Origin of the sequence: Salinicoccus albus DSM 19776 (genome assembly GCF_000385175.1) — a bacterium.
Classification (GTDB): Bacteria; Bacillota; Bacilli; order Staphylococcales; family Salinicoccaceae; genus Salinicoccus; species Salinicoccus albus.
This window is the reverse complement of record NZ_ARQJ01000018.1, coordinates 1-16,928: the sequence shown is the minus strand read 5'-3', so window position 1 is coordinate 16,928 and position 16,928 is coordinate 1. Positions and strand designations below refer to the sequence as shown.

Here is a 16,928-nt window from a genome sequence, read left to right as displayed (position 1 = left end):
ATCACTCCGTTCTGATTTTCAATGATTGGTAGTGGGCATCGAGCGACTCCCGCCGGGCGACGGTTTTTGCAGGTTCGGCGATTTCTTTGAATGTGCTTTCTTCAAGTGAAATGACAGCGTGGCTCGTCAGAAAGTCATTAACGTTCAATCCATGGCTGAACCGCCCGCTGCGGTCGGTCGGGAGCACGTGCGAAGGTCCGGCTGCATAATCGCCAATGGCTTCCGGAGAGCAGCTGCCTTCAAAAACCGCTCCCGCATACTTTATGTTTCGTATGATCATTTTTGAATCCTTATGCTGCACAGACACATGTTCCGGCGCGAGATAGTTGATGGTGTCGAGCAATGCCTCTCTGGAATCCACAACCTGATAGTGGTTGTGTGCCAATGATTGTTTGATGATATCAGCCCGCGGCTGGCTGTCGATCAATGCGCTCATCCGCCTCTCGATGAAGTCGACAGGCCCCTGTTCCTCGCTGAGCAGGAATGTTCTGGCATTGGTGTCATGTTCGGATTGCGCGAATATATCATAGACAATTGCATCGGTATCCGTTTGTGAATCAATATAGATCAGTATTTCACTCGGCCCTGCCACCATATCGATGCCAGTTTCCCCGAACATCAGCCGTTTAGCCAGGGCAACATAATAATTCCCCGGGCCGACGATCTTATCCACCTTCGGGATTGTTTCAGTGCCGTATGAGAGCGCGGCTATTGCCTGTGCCCCGCCGATGGTATAAACATTCTTTATACCGCAGAGGTACAACGCTGCGAATGTGATATTATCGGCTTCGAAAGCCGGCGTTACCACATGGATCTCATCAACACCGGCAGCGAGTGCAGGAACGACTGTCATCAGTACAGTGGACGGGTAGAGGGCGGTGCCGCCCGGCACATATACACCGACTTTTTCAAGCGGATGATAGACGTACTTGAACTCCCCATCGTCGCGATCTTCATGTTTGATCATCGCCTGGTAATCTTCAACCCTTTTCTTGATTACTTCCAGGGCGTTTCTCTCTGCCTCGGGGAGTTTGTGATAACTGGCTGCCAGCTGTGTTTCCGGGACTTTGAAGTGTTCAATGGACACGCCGTCAAACTTTTCAGTGTATTTTTTCAGTGCCTGGTCTTTATCCGCCCGGACCGCTTCGATGATTTCCATCACATCGCTCATGCCTTCAAAACCTGCGGATTCTCTTTTTGCATCAAACGCCGCTCTAAATTCTTCCGCGTCCATTATATCACCCCGATTTCTCTTAAAAATTTATAGATTTCGTCTTCTTTCGTATAGAAGGTCCGTTTGTTGGCGATCAGCCGCGCATGAATGTCCATGATCTTCTCGTATTCAACCAGACCATTATCCCTGAGTGTACCGCCGGTCTGGACAATGTCGACAATCGCATCTGACAGACCCAATAGCGGCGCCAATTCAACTGAGCCGTTCAAGTGGATGATGGAGACATCTTTCTTCTGATGCTTAAAATGTTCAAAGGCGATATTCGTGTACTTGGCTGCAATTGTCTCCACCTCCTCCTGGTCGGGCAGACCAGCGACGGAGAAATGGCACTCCCCGAAAGGCAGCTGGGAAACATTCAATATGTTAAATGGATCTTCAGCAAGAATATCTGAACCCACGATACCGAGGTCCGCAACTCCGCTCTCAACATAAGTCGGCACGTCCGGTCCTTTGGCGAAAATGAATTTCACATTATCAATGAGGGTGTAGAGCGAACGATTTTCAGCAGTTAACGCCTGGAGATAATCATTCAGACTATTTTCTTCCATATATTTGATGAAGTCTTCGAACAGACGGCCCTTCGTCAGTGCAACTGTAATCATAATAACCCTCCATCGGACAGATTCAGCGCAATACCAAAGGCATTGCTGTTATATTCCCCGCCGCTCAGCAGGGGGTGGTCATGGTCTAAAAAGACCTGAAAATAAAAGCCGTTGTAATAGGACTGGGGGGAACGGAACGAAAGATCGACGATAAATTTCATGTGATATTTCGTGAGATATTCGTTCAAGTGATTAATGAATGACATGATCTCACCGTCTCCAAACTCTCCATTGATCAGGTTGATCTGATCGCTGACTTTGGCAGCCATCAGCTGATATAACGGGTGCGTCTCCCCAAGCCGTTTCCTTATCTCAGAGATATTTTTTTCATAAACCAGATGGCGTATGTCACTGTCCAGCTGATATTTATCTATATAGAGATCCAGAAGTTTATCATCATTGACAATGATGGACTGGAACTCCCCATCGCTTTGACCGGCAGCAAACGACAAATGCATATCTATACTCTTCAGCACTTCATGTTCAGACGGTCTGTAAAGTTCAACCCCCGCCTGGTAAAAAGTTTTATAGTTTCTCACCACCGGACCAAAGTAGCCAAAGAAACGGTGAGACAGGTAATAATTTTCATTATAATTCAGCAGCGAACGCGTCCAGTCGCTGCGGATCGAGAACAGCTGTTCATTCTTCTCAAAGATAATCGTTGATGAATGATGACGTTTGTCCTCTATATGGAAGGGCTCAACCATATTCATGTCGATAAGCTGGTAACCGGCCTCATCAAGCAGATTCATATAATCCCGTGCCAGTTCCAAACGTCTGATGATCAGTTCATTTTTCATGTACTCTCTCCTTTACTGCTTTAGCGTAATAAAGAACAATTAATAAATAAGATAATAACAAAAGAAATAGAGTTATGCAAGGCATGTACGAAAATTGGTTCATCGCTTTAAAACACTAAAGTGTTTTGTTATGATAAGCATATTAATGGAGGGAGCAATATGCAGATAGATAAACTCAAAGGACAGGAACTCGACGATCTGTTTGAAGGTATTTTGAAACTCGAGAATCTGGAGGACTGCTACCGGTTTTTCGATGATCTGTGTACCACAAATGAAATCGTATCGCTCAAGCAGCGCTTCCAGGTGGCCAAAATGATAAAGGAAGGCCAGACCTATCAGCATGTGCAGGACAAAACAGGTGCTTCCAGCGCTACGGTATCCAGGGTAAAACGCTGCCTCGATTACGGCAGTGATGGTTATCATACGGTAATCGACCGGTTGGAATGAAAAAACCGCGCTGCACTTAAGTGCAGCGCGGTTATATATTGAATATCTGCAGGGTATTTTGAATTTCGGTATAAATATCGTCGGTGCGCCACTCTCTTTCGTATCCTAGACAGGCGCATATATACGTCACGCTGTTCTGTATGAATTGATAGCGGAAGTGGACATGTCCCATGATGCTGTACTTGATGGGGTATTGTTGATATATGTCATCGAAGTCAGAAGTGCCGATGAAGGCATTAAAATAATCGAACAGCCGGTGCGGCATCGGCACTGCATAACGCCGATGCGTAACCACGTGGGTCATCAGGATGATCTTCCTGTCTCCGACTTTTTCAAGATCTGTTTTCACTTTGTCAGCGAATATTTTTGACAGTTCGCGATCGTGCAGTTCCCAGTTGATTTTCAGTTTATCCTGCCAGGTGCCGCCGTAGAATTTGCCTCTGGCCAGTTTCTCGTCACTGAAGCGGGCGTCGGCGTATGTGTAGTCATACCAGCCGCTGTGACCGACGATTGCCCATTCATCATCGATGATGAACGGGGATTCAAGAATGCTTTGCGGCAGCTGTTTGTAATGCTCGTAGACATCTTTCGTAGACAGTGCCTCCTCTGCTTTCAGCCAGTAGTCATGGTTCCCGGGTACAAACAGGACATTTATCTGCGTCTCTTCCGATATTTTTTCAAGGAAACGGGTGGTGATTTCATAGTGGCTGGCCACGTCCCCGGCAATCAGAAGAATATCCAGTTTATGCTTCTTAGTTTCTCCGATCAGAATCTCTTCATATCTCCTCTGTTCAATATGTTCTCTGTCGATATGCAGATCTGAAATGACGCCTATCTTCATAATGAATCTCTCCATATTCAGTATACTTAACTCAATTTTATCATCATGACATTGAAATGCGATTTAAAACAATTCTATTGACGAATATTGCATGAATATATATACTGGCAAACATTCTATTTAAACAGTAGTGATGTATCTATCATGCACTTGTTTATGTTTAGGAGGGAAAATCATGTCTGAAGATACAATCAGAGTGGCCACAAAGAATGACGCAGAAGAGCTTCTCGAATTGATGCGGGAGGCATTTGAACCATTGAAAAATCTGGGCATTGAGTGGCCCTCCGTATATGTTGACCTGGAAACGATGACTAATAATATAGAGAGATCCACCACCTATGTACTGGAGCGTGACGATAAAATTGCTTCAACGATCACCATCCGGTTCCCGTGGGAAGAAGGCATGGATATCTCAGGATATCCTTTCCTCTGGTGGTTTGCAACGAAACCTGAGTATAAGGGACAGGGGCTCGGCGGTAAATTGCTCACATATGTAGAGGAGACGGTTCTCAGAGACACTTTAAAAGCCCCCGCCGTGGTTTTGGGGACATCGCTAAAACTCCATCCCTGGTTAAAAACGGTTTACGAACGCCGGGGGTATGAACTCTATATCAGCCATGATACGGACTATGGGGATACCGATGGATTGATGCGTAAAATCCTTATTCCGGAACGTTTTGATAAAGAAATTTTAGCTGTACCAGTATTGGATGACGCATAAAAAAACGATCCGGAGTGCCGGATCGTTTTTTATAAATGTCGAATTGTTTAGGCGAAGAAACCGACGACAGTAGCTGTCAATACACTGACAAGCGATGCACCATAGACGAGTTTGAGTCCGAAGTGCGCCACCTTGGCACCACTTTCATCATGCAGCCCCTTAACAGAGCCGGCAATGATGCCAATGCTTGAGAAGTTGGCGAACGATACGAGGAACACGGACACCATCGCCTGCGTTTTCTCACTCAATCCATCTGCCACTGCGACGAAGTCCAGCATCGCAACAAATTCGTTCGTAATCAGTTTCGTTGCCATCAGACTGCCGGCCTGCTGCGCCTCTGACCAGGGGATACCGATCAGTCCTGCGATTGGCATGAAGATATATCCAAGAACATCCTGGAAGGTGATGCTCATCCCAGGTATCAGCAGGAACATCTCGTTCAGGATTGCAATCAGTGCGATGTAGCCGATGAGCATTGCAGCTACTGTCATCGCAACTTTTGCGCCGTCCATGATGTAATCGCCAAGAATCTGGAAGAAAGACTTGCCGGCATCAGGGTTGTCCACGATATCCTCCGCATCTTCTTCATTGTCTACATCATACGGGTTGATGATATGGACAATCGCGTAGGTGCCAAACAGGTTCAGCACGATGGCCGCCACTACGTATTGCGGTTCCAGCATCGTCATGTAAGCACCGACAATGGACAGTGAGACCGAACTCATCGCCTGGGCTGACAGGGTATATAACCGCTTTTTGGACAGCTTGGGCAGCTGGTTTTTCAGTGAGATGAACACCTCAGACTGACCGAGCATCATTGAAGCTGCACCGTTATAGGATTCGAGGTATGCCATACCGGTAATTTTTGTAAGGAGTATGCCGATACCGCGGATGATGAGCGGCAGAATTCTTGTGAACTGCAAAATACCAATCAAAGCTGATATTACGATAATAGGAAGTAAAACGTTGAACAGAAATACATCGGCAGGCGCGCCGTCCGGCAGTGTAGTCAGGTCTCCCATGACAAAAGAGACACCTTCGGCCGCAAAACCGAGCAGTGCATCGAAACCGGCTGCCAGCCATCCGATGATTATTTCACCGATACCGGTGGATAATAGCAGAAACGCGAACACCAATTGTACCAAAAGCAGAATCAGAATGTTGAGCCATTTGTCAAAGGCTCTCCTTCGGTCAGAGCTAACGATCCATGCCAGGAAGAATGTAAGCACTATGCCGACGATCCCCATTAGAATATTCAAAAACGGTCACCTCAAAGTTTATTTATTTTCATCCATAAGTAAGTATACGGATTATAGTTATAATCCGTATCTGCATAGACATCCTTGCTCATTATAATGCGAGCGTTTACAAAAATAAAGAACAAATTTATAAACATTACATTTGCTATATTTGAAATGAGAATATATAATTATAGTCAAAGAAGGTCAAAAGAGGTGATGAAATGCGTAATATGTCGGACATCATCGAACAATACCTGAAACAGCTGATTCAGGATTCAGGCGGTGAAGTTGTTGAGATTAAACGGGCGCATATTGCAGAAAAATTTGATTGCGTGCCTTCTCAATTGAATTATGTCATAAAAACACGCTTTACCAATGAACATGGCTATACAGTAGAGAGTAAACGGGGCGGCGGAGGGTATATCAGAATTACCAAAGTGGAAACACACTCGAAATCCAAATATCTCGCCCATTTAAAGGCATTGATCGGCGAAGGGGTATCCGAACGGAACGCTAACCATATCGTCCAGTCGATGTTAGAAAATGGAGTGATTGATGTGAAGGAAGCAAAGATCATAAATGCAGTAATGGAACGTGAATCACTGCTGCTTGAACTGCCATACCGGGACCAGTTGAGAGCGAATATCCTGAAGCGGGTCATTGACGTTATTCTTTATAGTGAGGAGTGAGCGGATGAAATGCGAATCATGCAACGAACGTGAAGCGACAATACACATCTCCAAAGGAAGCGGCCTGGGCAAGACTGAAAGATTTCTCTGCGAGCAGTGTGCCAATGCATCGTTTGAAGATGAATTCAGCTATCCGGATGATTCATTCAACATACATCAGCTGTTAAAATCACTGTCACAGCAACAGCCCAAACGGCAGGAGAGAAAGCGTCAGCAATGTGAAACATGTGGTTCCACGATTGAGAGTATCGTCCATAACGGCAAATTTGGATGTCCGGATTGTTACCGTACTTTTGACAGACAGGTGCCTGAGATCATCACGCGCGTACAATCACATCAGACTGAACATGTCGGGAAAGTTCCGAAAAAGTCACAATCACAGATCAAAGTGAAAAGGGAATTGGAACAACTGAAAGGCAAGCTTTCAGCCCTTGTTGAATCTCAGGAATTCGAGCAGGCTGCAGTAGTTAGAGATGAGATCAAAGCACTGGAAGAGGCGGGTGGCAGAAATGGAGCACAATAATATCAGTCCATGGATCGAAGTGGTTGACGAAGCACCTGTTGAAATGTCCGCAAGAGTCCGGCTGGCCAGAAATCTCCAGCATGTGCCTTTTCCCCACGTACAGGCTGACAAAGAGAAGCTCGACCCGGCGCTGTCCAAAATTGAAGGGGCGCTCAGCGAATACCAGAAGGTACCGATGGAAATGCTGCAGTTTGAAGATAAAGCATTGCTGGTGGAAAAGTATCTGATCAGTCCGTTGTTTACAAAACAGGGAATATGCAGTTATGTCAATGATGATGAATCAGTTTCTGTTATGGTCAATGAAGAAGATCATATACGTATCCAGTCAATGGGTGCAGGGATTCCGATACAGGAGCTGTATCAAAAAGCGGAGAAAGTGGATGAAACTTTGGAAGATGCTGTTGATTATGCGTTCGATGAACAGTATGGTTATTTAACAGCATGTCCTACAAATACTGGCACCGGGATGAGAGCTTCAGTTATGCTTCATCTGCCCGCTTTATCATTGAGCGGTAAGATAGACAGGCTTGCTGTGAATCTGGGGCGTTTTGGATTTACCTTAAGAGGTATATATGGAGAGGGCTCGGTGCCTTTAGGCCACATCTACCAGCTCTCCAATCAATTGACACTCGGTCAGACAGAAGAAGATATCATACAGAACCTTGATGAACTTAAAAGCCAGGTCGTTGAGGAAGAATTGGAGACACGATCGCGCATCCAGGAAAATCATGCGCTGGAAATCAAGGATTCAGTGCACCGTGCATTCGGGACTCTGAAACACGCATACAAGATGTCTCTTAAAGAAGCGGCTAAATGCTTAAGTGAAGTAAAACTGGGCATTGATCTCGGCATCATAGATTATGAAGATTTCAAATTTCAGAAATGGGTCCAGTTGATACAGCCGGCTTTCCTAAAGATGAGACTGAACATCACAAAGCGGAGATACAGATCATTGGAGGCTGCCGTTGACGAAGAACGCGCGACGCTACTAAGGGAATTATCAGGAGGGAAATAATATATGCTATTTGGAAGATTAACGGAACGCGCCCAAAAAGTGCTTGCCTATGCCCAGGAAGACGCAATTACGCTCAAGCATGCGAACATAGGAACAGAACATCTGCTCCTGGGTCTTGTGAAAGAGAATGAAGGCATTGCAGCAAAAGTGCTGTCGTCATTCAACATTACTGAGGACAGGGTGAAGGAAGAGGTATTCAATCTTATCAATGAAGGCAGCGAGGCATCATCATCCATCCATTATACACCGAGAGCTAAGAAAGTCATTGAGCTTTCAATGGATGAAGCAAGGAAACTGCACCATAATTTTGTAGGGACAGAGCATCTGCTTCTCGGTCTGATTCGTGAGAGTGAAGGTGTGGCAGCACGTGTGCTGACCAATCTGGATCTGAATATTACGAAAGCCCGTGCAGCAGTGATTAAAATGCTCGGGAATCCGGAATCGGTACAGCAGAAGGATAATATGAAGAAAGACCATAATACCCCGACACTCGATTCACTGGCGCGCGATCTGACCCAGATTGCTCGTGATGATCTGCTCGATCCAGTCATTGGCCGTTCAGATGAAATTACCCGTGTGATAGAAGTATTGAGCCGCAGAACGAAAAACAACCCTGTGCTCATCGGTGAAGCGGGTGTCGGTAAAACGGCGATTGCCGAAGGCATGGCCCAGGTCATTGTTAAAAATGAAGTACCTGAAACGCTTAAGGATAAACGTGTGATGTCACTGGATATGGGTACAGTGGTTGCAGGAACGAAATACCGCGGTGAATTTGAAGAACGTATGAAAAAAGTCATGGAAGAAATTCATAAAGCGGGCAACGTTGTGCTGTTTATCGACGAACTGCACACACTGATTGGTGCAGGTGGTGCGGAAGGTGCAATTGATGCATCCAACATTCTGAAGCCGGCACTGGCACGCGGAGAACTGCAGTGCATTGGTGCTACAACGATGGAGGAATACCGCAAGCATATCGAGAAAGATGCAGCACTTGAACGCCGTTTCCAGCCTGTTCAAGTGGGCGAGCCGGATGTTGAGGATGCAGTGCTGATTCTTAAAGGGCTGCGGGATCGTTATGAAGCACACCACAGGATTACAATTACAGATGAAGCATTGGATGCAGCGGCAAAAATGAGTGCCCGCTACGTCCAGGACAGATATCTTCCGGATAAAGCGATCGATCTGATTGATGAAGCGGCTTCCAAAGTCAGGCTCAGAAGTCATACGTCCCCGCCGGACCTCAAAGATCTTGAAAGCAAGCTGGAAGCAGTGAAGAAAGAAAAAGATGCTGCAGTTCAGAGTCAGGAGTTTGAAGCCGCGGCAAATCACCGCGATCAGCAGTCCAAGATTGAAAAGGAACTGGAGGACCGCGAAGATAACTGGAAGAAGGAACAGGGACAGTCATCGCAATCGGTCGAGAAAAGTGATATCGAGATTGTCATCAGCGGTATGACAGGGATACCGCTGGCGAAGATTGCCGAAGAGGAGTCAGAAAAACTCTTAAATCTGGAATCCATCCTCCACAACCGTGTCATCGGACAGGAATCCGCAGTGGAATCCATTTCCAAGGCTGTCCGCCGTGCACGTGCGGGGCTTAAAAATCCGAAACGTCCAATCGGCAGTTTCATCTTCCTGGGACCAACAGGTGTCGGTAAGACCGAGCTTGCCAGATCATTGTCTGAAGCTATGTTCGGTGAGGAAGATGCAATGATCAGAGTGGATATGAGTGAGTACATGGAAAAACATTCCGTGTCACGTCTGGTCGGTTCACCGCCGGGTTATGTCGGTTATGATGACGGCGGACAGCTGACAGAAAAGGTAAGGAGAAAACCTTATTCACTTGTCCTATTCGATGAAATTGAGAAAGCACATCCAGATGTATTCAACATGCTGCTGCAGGTGCTTGATGACGGCCGGCTGACAGACTCAAACGGACGCACAGTGGATTTCCGTAACACGATTATCGTCATGACATCCAATATTGGTTCCCAGGAACTGAAAGATCAGAAGTTTGCCGGCTTCGGTACAACGGAAGGTAATGTCAAGGATTATGACACAGTCAGAAGCACAATGATCAAAGAGATGAAAGACACATTCAGACCTGAATTCATCAACCGTGTGGATGACACCATCGTCTTCCACAGCCTGGAGAAAGAACATCTCAAGGACATCGTGACGCTGATGATCGGACAGCTTAAGGAGCGTCTGTCAGACCAGGAAATCTATCTTGAAGTGACAGATGCAGCGAAAGAAAAAATCGCCGATGAAGGCTACGATCCGGAATACGGTGCAAGGCCGCTTGCACGTTCAATCCAGCGCCACATCGAAGACAGGCTCAGTGAATCTCTGCTGAAGGGCGAAAAGCTGGATGACAGGCTCGTCACAATCGATTATACAGACGGTGAATTTCAAGTGAAAACAGAAGAAAAAGTCACAGCGGAGTAAGAAAGTAAAAACTGCTCATCCCGTTTTAACAGGATGAGCAGTTTTAGTTTTATCCATCATCGTCATCTTCCACAAGCTCTACAAACATTACATAGTCTATCATAGAACTGTGGATGTCATTCTCTGTGTCTTTTTCAACCAATTTCAGTTCCTGCCCGAAGAAGGTTCCTACCGGAATGACCATTTTTCCTCCGGGCGCAAGCTGTTCGATGAGCGGTTCGGGTATATTTTTGGAAGCGGCGGTGACCATGATCCGGTCGTAAGGAGCAAATTCTTTCCACCCTTTACTGCCGTCCCCTGATTTGAACTGGATGTTTGAGTATTCCTGGGCGAGCCTGTTTCTGGCCTTACTGGATAGTGCTTCTATACGCTCTACTGTATGCACGCTTTTTGAGAGTTCAGCAAGCAGGGCAGTCTGGAATCCGGATCCTGTACCAATTTCAAGGACTCTGCTGTCTGTTTCAAGGTCAAGATTCTGTGTCATTTTCAGCACTAATGAAGGTTGTGAAATGGTTTGTCCGTGGCCGATGGGGGCAGGGCTGTCGATGTCAGCCGCTTCTTTGGAACTGTCCATGAAAGTGCTGCGGTCAAGTCTGTTGAAAGCATCGGCAACTTCTTTTTCAGTGTATTGCATTGGGACTCACCTGCCTTTATCATCGTTTACCCGTTCGATTGTGGAAATATGCAGCTGGAAAATTTGAGATGTTTATTATGAAAATGAAAAGAAGGCCTTGTCACAGGGCGTTCATGCTTTAAAATTGTAATAATTAGATATACAATAGAAATAATAAAAATAATTTTGGAGGAATAGTGGTTAAATGGCTAAAACGAAAAATGTTTTCGAATGCATGGCCTGTGGGTTTGAATCTCCGAAATGGATGGGCAAATGTCCGAACTGCGGCAGCTGGAACCAGATGGAAGAGAAACTGGTACATAAGGAGACGAAGGGCCGGGGGACATTCGGCAAACCTGAACAGGAGGAACGCCAGCGCAGTCAGAAGCTGGAACGGGTCAGACAAAGCCATACACCGAGAACCCTGACGCAGAGCGGTGAATTTGACCGGGTGCTGGGCGGCGGCATTGTGGATGGGTCTCTCATACTGATCGGCGGTGACCCGGGGATCGGAAAATCGACCATTCTGCTTCAGACAGCACTGAAACTCTCAGAATCCCACAATGTGTTATACGTCTCCGGTGAGGAGTCTCTTGAGCAGATCAAGATCAGGGCGGACAGACTGCTTGAAGCCAGTGACAATCTCGACGTCTGCAGCGAAACAAACCTTTTCCACATCCATGATGAGATCAAAAGAATCCAACCGGACTTTTTGATCGTCGACTCCATCCAGACTATATTTCATCCGGAAGTGACGAGTGCGCCAGGCAGTGTATCCCAAGTCCGGGAATGTACCCAGAGCCTTATGAATATTGCCAAAAGCGGCAACATCGCAACATTTATCGTCGGCCATGTCACAAAAGAAGGCCAGATTGCCGGCCCGCGGCTGCTTGAACATATGGTGGATACGGTGCTTTATTTTGAAGGCGATCAGCATCATACCTACCGCATTTTAAGAGCTGTAAAAAATCGCTTTGGTTCTACGAATGAAATGGGCATGTTTGAAATGAAAAATGTTGGGCTGACTGAAGTGCTGAATCCATCAGAAATATTTTTGGAAGAGCGTTCTAAAAATGTGCCTGGTTCTGCGATTGTAGCTACGATGGAGGGCACGCGGGCGCTGCTGGTGGAAGTCCAGGCACTCGTGACGCCGACCCATTTTCACAACCCCAGGCGGATGGCTACAGGGATCGACCACAACCGGCTGTCACTCCTGATGGCAGTGCTTGAGAAAAGTGCAGGACTCCTCATGCAGCAGCATGATGCATATATCAAAGTTGCCGGCGGAGTAAAATTAGATGAGCCGGCCGTTGATTTGAGCGTCATCGTCAGTATCGCATCGAGTTTCAAAGGCGCGGCAGTGCGGGGGGATGATTGCTTCATCGGCGAAGTCGGACTCACCGGAGAGGTCAGGCGCGTGACAAAAATTGAACAGCGCTTGATGGAAGCATCCAAGCTTGGTTTTAAACGAGCCTTCATCCCTGATTCCAGTATGAAGGAGCTGAATATCCCGGACGGCATTGAAGCTGTTGGTGTACGTACATTGAACGATGCTTTAAAAGCGGCAGTTAAAGAAACATAGGGAGGTGAGTGAAGGATGCTGAAATATCTGATATATATACTTTATTTTCTTATCGGGGTTTCCCTCGGAGTATGGCTGCTCCCTGAATTGGTTCGGGTCATACCCGCCGAAGTGCCTGCATTATTAGATAACATACTGGTCCATGCCCTTTTGGGCGGTATCATCATTTTAGCCGGGTTCTTATGGTCCGTGCCGAAAGTTGAGAATCTGATCCGTCACGGGGAAGGGCTGATTATGAACCGCAGTCTCTCCGAAATCTTCTTTGCCACTGTAGGAATGGTCATTGGACTTTTAATCGCTGTCTTAATCTCATTGCTTATTAACACAATGAATATTCCTTTTATTGGCGAAGTGGTGCCGTTTATCATAGCGGTCATCCTCGGTTACCTTGGCTTCCAGATCGGGCTCAAAAAATTTAGTGAAGTATTGGATCTATTTCCCTGGAACCCTCCGAAGACGGATGAGTTAAAGGTCGTGCAGAAAAAGTTTTTGGATACAAGTGCGATCATCGACGGCAGGGTTGTGGATGTAGTAAAGACAGGATTCGTGGAGGGAGAGATCGTCATCCCGCAATTTGTGCTGGATGAACTGCAGCTGATTGCAGATGCGACTGATCCGATTAAGCGCGATAAAGGCCAGCGCGGTATTGATATGTTGAATTCTCTCCAGGAATCCAGTGCAGATGTCAGTATCAAACCTGTGAGCTATGATAAACTCGATGTCGATCATCAATTGATCGAACTTGCGAAGTCGGAAGACGGCGCGATTATTACCACGGATTACAACCTCAATAAAATATGCCAGCTGCACCAGATCAAAGTGCTGAACGTCAACGAACTTTCCGATGCCATTAAAATGGTGGTGGTTCAGGGTGACCAATTTGATCTCTTGATTTCAAAAGCAGGCAAGGAAGAGAATCAGGGCGTCGGTTACCTGGAAGATGGGACAATGGTAGTTGTTGAAAATGGGAAGAAACTTATCAATCAAACTGTTAAAATAGAAGTAACCAGTGTACTTCAAACGAATTCAGGACGAATTATTTTTTCAAAGAAAGTGAGCTAATTATGGGATATGTTGCAGTAATTCCTGCCGCAGGGTTAGGTAAGAGAATGGGTTATGATTATAATAAGATATTCATTCAATTGAACGAAATGTCCATTATACAAATGACTGTGGAGCAATTCGAGAAAGATGATAATTGTGATGCCATCTATTTAGCGGCAAGAAAAGATGAGATGGATAATATGATAGATATGTTTGCTTCATCCTTTAAAGTGAAAGGTGTTTTTGAAGGCGGGGAAGAGAGACAGGACAGCATTTATAATGTCCTGAAAAAAATCCCGGAATGTGATTATGTGTTCATCCACGATGGCGCAAGGCCTTTTGTCTCGCAGGATATTCTATCCGAATTATATGAAAGTGTTAAACACAACTCAGCCGTGATTTGCGGTGTTAACGTCAAGGATACAATTAAAAGGGTAGATGAAGGTAAAGTCGCCCATACAATACCAAGAGAAGAGCTCTTTGTGACGCATACGCCCCAGGCATTCAGCTATCAACTGATTATGCGCGCTTATGAAGAAGCTGAAAATAATGAATTGAGTGTCACAGATGACGCCGGTATGGTTGAAGCCCTCGGGGCTGACGTGCAGGTGGTGATCTCCAATTATGACAATATAAAGATTACGACTATGGAAGATCTGATCATGGCAGAGGCGATAATAAAAAGAATGGCTGATAATCATGTTTAAAGTCGGTAATGGTTTTGACGTTCATGCATTTGAAACAGGCAGGCCGCTGATCGTTGGCGGGATAGAAATCCCGCATGACCGCGGACTTAAAGGTCATTCGGATGCGGATGTACTGCTTCATACGATGGCGGATGCGATATTAGGCGCGCTGGGACTTGGTGATATCGGCAAATTCTTTCCTGATACTGACAGCCGGTTCAAAGATATGGACTCCAGAGACTTGTTGTCGCAGGTAGTAGATATGATGAAGGAAAAAGGGTATAAAGTAGGGAATATCGATGCGGTCATTATGGCTGAAGCGCCCAGATTCAGACCTTACATTGACGAGATGCAGAACGTGGCCGCCGCGCTTTTGAAGACGGATATCAGTAATGTTAATATTAAGGCGACTACAACGGAAAAACTGGGGTTTACGGGCAGGAAAGAAGGTATCGCTTCACAGGCGGTAATTCTGATTGAGAAAATGGAGGGAGCATAATGGACAAAGTAAGAGTGAGATACGCGCCCAGTCCGACTGGTTATCTGCATATCGGAAATGCAAGATCTGCGTTATTTAACTATTTATTTGCACGTCATTACAACGGGGATTTTATCATCCGTATTGAAGATACGGATTCAGCGAGAAATGTTGATACAGGTGAATCATCCCAGCTGGAATACCTGAAGTGGCTGGGTCTGGAATGGGATGAAAGCATCGATAAGGACGGAGGATACGGCCCTTATCGTCAGTCCGAACGGGCTCATATTTACGAACCGCTGGTTCAACAGCTTATCGATGAAGATAAAGCCTACCGCTGCTATATGACTGCCGAAGAGCTGGAAGCTGAGCGTGAGGGACAGGTGGCGCGCGGAGAGATGCCAAGATATGGCGGGAAACATGCGCACCTGACTGCCGAAGAGGAACAGGCGTTGATTGATGAAGGCAGGGAGCCCGCCATCAGAATACGCGTCCCCCGGGATAAAACCTATGCTTTCGATGATATTGTCAAAGATGAAGTGTCCTTTGATTCAAATGGCATCGGAGACTGGATCATCGTCAAAAAGAATGGTGTGCCGACTTACAATTTTGCTGTCGCCGTAGATGACCATGAAATGGATATTACACATGTGCTGCGGGGAGATGACCATATTTCCAACACACCCAAACAGCTGATGGTCTATGAAGTATTTGGGTGGGAACCGCCCAAGTTCGGTCATATGACCCTTATTGTGAATGAGGAAAAGAAGAAATTATCCAAGCGTGACGCTTCCATCATCCAGTTTATCGAACAGTATAAAGATCTGGGCTATCTCCCGGAAGCGCTCTTCAATTTCATCGCGCTGCTCGGCTGGACACCTGAAGGGGAGGAGGAGATCTTCTCCGAACAGGAGTTCATCGATCTTTTTGATGAAACGCGACTGTCCAAATCACCTGCATTTTTTGATAAACAGAAACTCACTTGGATCAACAATCAGCATATGAAAGAGAAAGACACTGAAACAGTTTTTGAAATGGCGCTGCCCCATCTGATCAAAGAAGGTCTGGTGGGTGAAAACCCGTCTGCAGAAGACATGGAATGGGCGAAAAAACTCGTTGCGCTCTATCAGGAGCAGATGAGTTTCGCCGGTGAAATTACCACCCTTTCCGAGCAATTCTTCAAAGAGGATATAGAATTTGATGAAGCGGCGAATGAAGTCATTGCCCAAGAGCATATCCCTGAACTGATGGCGGCACTCGATGAACGTTTCAGCAGGCTCGAAGATTTCTCACCGGAAGGGATCAAAGCTGCGATTAAAGATGTTCAAAAATCCACAGGATTTAAAGGTAAAAAGTTATTCATGCCAATTCGTGTTGCTGTGACCGGGCAGACAAAAGGTCCGGAGCTGCCGGATACAATTTCACTGATCGGCAAAGAAAAAGTAATGGAACGCATCAGCAGGCTTAAATAAAAGCAAACATCTTGCGGCGCCTGTATGAATCGATTATGATAAAGCATATAGAGATTACAGTATGATGATTGATGGAAACCAGAGATTATCCGGATGGTGCAAGGATAACCAGCAATTCATCAGAATTGCCCTCTATATTTAATTGGATGATCTAAAAGTGCAGTATCTTAGCTGCAAACAGAGTGGAACCGTGCAAAATGCGCCTCTGTCCTTAAAGGACAGAGGCATTTTTAAGTATGACGGGCATGTCATATATCTGGGGTGAAAGTCCTCTTAGCGCGTAGTTATCGACGAAGCTAGCTAGCGACTCGCAAGCTTCACATCGTGAGATGTGGGGGAGAGGAAGCGATAGCGAAATCGTGGCCTGACGAATAGGAACAGGATAATGAGGCATTGTAGGAGGGTGAGTTGACTTAAGACAACAAAGTCCCTAAAGATAACCGTAACCCTATGGTGTAAATCCTGCAGGTAAACGAAGAAAGATATATGACTTAT

Annotated in this window: 17 protein-coding genes; 11 read left to right on the top strand and 6 right to left on the bottom strand. The window is 46.0% G+C overall.

The features are described from left to right. Position 1: 1 nt before the first annotated feature. The 3 genes from hisD to G343_RS0102150 are packed head-to-tail and all read right to left on the bottom strand — an operon-like array spanning position 2 to position 2,636. Positions 2-1,234, bottom strand: coding sequence for a histidinol dehydrogenase (hisD, locus tag G343_RS0102160; RefSeq protein ID WP_020006470.1), 1,233 nt, complete (start codon positions 1,232-1,234; stop codon positions 2-4). After that, positions 1,234-1,836, bottom strand: a complete 603-nt coding sequence (gene hisG, locus G343_RS0102155) for an ATP phosphoribosyltransferase (RefSeq protein WP_020006469.1) — start codon at positions 1,834-1,836, stop codon at positions 1,234-1,236. The genes hisD and hisG overlap by 1 nt, the downstream gene beginning before the upstream one ends. Then, positions 1,833-2,636: an ATP phosphoribosyltransferase regulatory subunit gene (locus tag G343_RS0102150; RefSeq protein WP_020006468.1), complete on the bottom strand. Its 804-nt coding sequence runs from the start codon at positions 2,634-2,636 to the stop codon at positions 1,833-1,835. The genes hisG and G343_RS0102150 overlap by 4 nt, the downstream gene beginning before the upstream one ends. Positions 2,637-2,795: 159 nt before the next feature. Here G343_RS0102150 and G343_RS0102145 point away from each other — a divergent pair, with 159 nt between their 5' ends. Then, positions 2,796-3,083: a YerC/YecD family TrpR-related protein gene (locus G343_RS0102145; protein ID WP_020006467.1), complete on the top strand. Its 288-nt coding sequence runs from the start codon at positions 2,796-2,798 to the stop codon at positions 3,081-3,083. A gap of 31 nt (positions 3,084-3,114) precedes the next feature. Here the strand turns inward: G343_RS0102145 and G343_RS0102140 are convergent, their stop codons facing one another. Beyond that, complete coding sequence (locus tag G343_RS0102140; RefSeq protein ID WP_020006466.1) at positions 3,115-3,924, bottom strand: metallophosphoesterase; 810 nt, start codon at positions 3,922-3,924, stop codon at positions 3,115-3,117. A gap of 175 nt (positions 3,925-4,099) precedes the next feature. Here G343_RS0102140 and G343_RS0102135 point away from each other — a divergent pair, with 175 nt between their 5' ends. Then, the gene (locus G343_RS0102135) at positions 4,100-4,645 is read left to right on the top strand and encodes a GNAT family N-acetyltransferase (protein ID WP_020006465.1); all 546 of its coding nucleotides are present in this window, start codon (positions 4,100-4,102) and stop codon (positions 4,643-4,645) included. Between the two features lie 47 nt (positions 4,646-4,692). On the opposite strand, the gene G343_RS0102130 is transcribed toward G343_RS0102135, so the two are convergent. Then, entirely contained in the window at positions 4,693-5,904 is a 1,212-nt protein-coding gene (locus G343_RS0102130) for a NupC/NupG family nucleoside CNT transporter (RefSeq protein WP_020006464.1), read from the bottom strand. A 203-nt stretch (positions 5,905-6,107) separates the two neighbouring features. Here G343_RS0102130 and G343_RS0102125 point away from each other — a divergent pair, with 203 nt between their 5' ends. Genes G343_RS0102125 through G343_RS0102110 form a run of 4 tightly spaced genes read left to right on the top strand, consistent with a single transcriptional unit; the run spans position 6,108 to position 10,558 of the window. Continuing rightward, the gene (locus G343_RS0102125) at positions 6,108-6,575 is read left to right on the top strand and encodes a CtsR family transcriptional regulator (protein ID WP_020006463.1); all 468 of its coding nucleotides are present in this window, start codon (positions 6,108-6,110) and stop codon (positions 6,573-6,575) included. Between the two features lie 4 nt (positions 6,576-6,579). Next, a complete protein-coding gene (locus G343_RS0102120; RefSeq protein ID WP_020006462.1) occupies positions 6,580-7,098 on the top strand; it encodes a UvrB/UvrC motif-containing protein in 519 nt (172 codons plus the stop codon). Then, positions 7,085-8,113, top strand: a complete 1,029-nt coding sequence (locus G343_RS0102115) for a protein arginine kinase (RefSeq protein WP_020006461.1) — start codon at positions 7,085-7,087, stop codon at positions 8,111-8,113. The genes G343_RS0102120 and G343_RS0102115 overlap by 14 nt, the downstream gene beginning before the upstream one ends. 3 nt (positions 8,114-8,116) lie before the next feature. Continuing rightward, on the top strand, positions 8,117-10,558 hold the full coding sequence (locus G343_RS0102110; RefSeq protein ID WP_020006460.1) for an ATP-dependent Clp protease ATP-binding subunit: 2,442 nt from the start codon (positions 8,117-8,119) through the stop codon (positions 10,556-10,558). Between the two features lie 49 nt (positions 10,559-10,607). Here the strand turns inward: G343_RS0102110 and G343_RS0102105 are convergent, their stop codons facing one another. Beyond that, positions 10,608-11,192, bottom strand: coding sequence for a protein-L-isoaspartate(D-aspartate) O-methyltransferase (locus G343_RS0102105; protein WP_020006459.1), 585 nt, complete (start codon positions 11,190-11,192; stop codon positions 10,608-10,610). A 184-nt stretch (positions 11,193-11,376) separates the two neighbouring features. Between G343_RS0102105 and radA the strand changes: the two genes are divergently transcribed. Genes radA through gltX form a run of 5 tightly spaced genes read left to right on the top strand, consistent with a single transcriptional unit; the run spans position 11,377 to position 16,433 of the window. Beyond that, the gene (gene radA, locus G343_RS0102100) at positions 11,377-12,753 is read left to right on the top strand and encodes a DNA repair protein RadA (RefSeq protein WP_020006458.1); all 1,377 of its coding nucleotides are present in this window, start codon (positions 11,377-11,379) and stop codon (positions 12,751-12,753) included. Between the two features lie 15 nt (positions 12,754-12,768). Continuing rightward, positions 12,769-13,815, top strand: coding sequence for a PIN/TRAM domain-containing protein (locus G343_RS0102095; protein ID WP_020006457.1), 1,047 nt, complete (start codon positions 12,769-12,771; stop codon positions 13,813-13,815). A gap of 2 nt (positions 13,816-13,817) precedes the next feature. Continuing rightward, complete coding sequence (gene ispD / locus G343_RS0102090; protein WP_020006456.1) at positions 13,818-14,504, top strand: 2-C-methyl-D-erythritol 4-phosphate cytidylyltransferase; 687 nt, start codon at positions 13,818-13,820, stop codon at positions 14,502-14,504. Further along, entirely contained in the window at positions 14,497-14,982 is a 486-nt protein-coding gene (gene ispF, locus G343_RS0102085) for a 2-C-methyl-D-erythritol 2,4-cyclodiphosphate synthase (protein WP_020006455.1), read from the top strand. The genes ispD and ispF overlap by 8 nt, the downstream gene beginning before the upstream one ends. After that, a complete protein-coding gene (gene gltX / locus G343_RS0102080; RefSeq protein ID WP_020006454.1) occupies positions 14,982-16,433 on the top strand; it encodes a glutamate--tRNA ligase in 1,452 nt (483 codons plus the stop codon). Before ispF ends, gltX begins: the two co-directional genes overlap by 1 nt. Positions 16,434-16,928 lie beyond the last annotated feature (495 nt).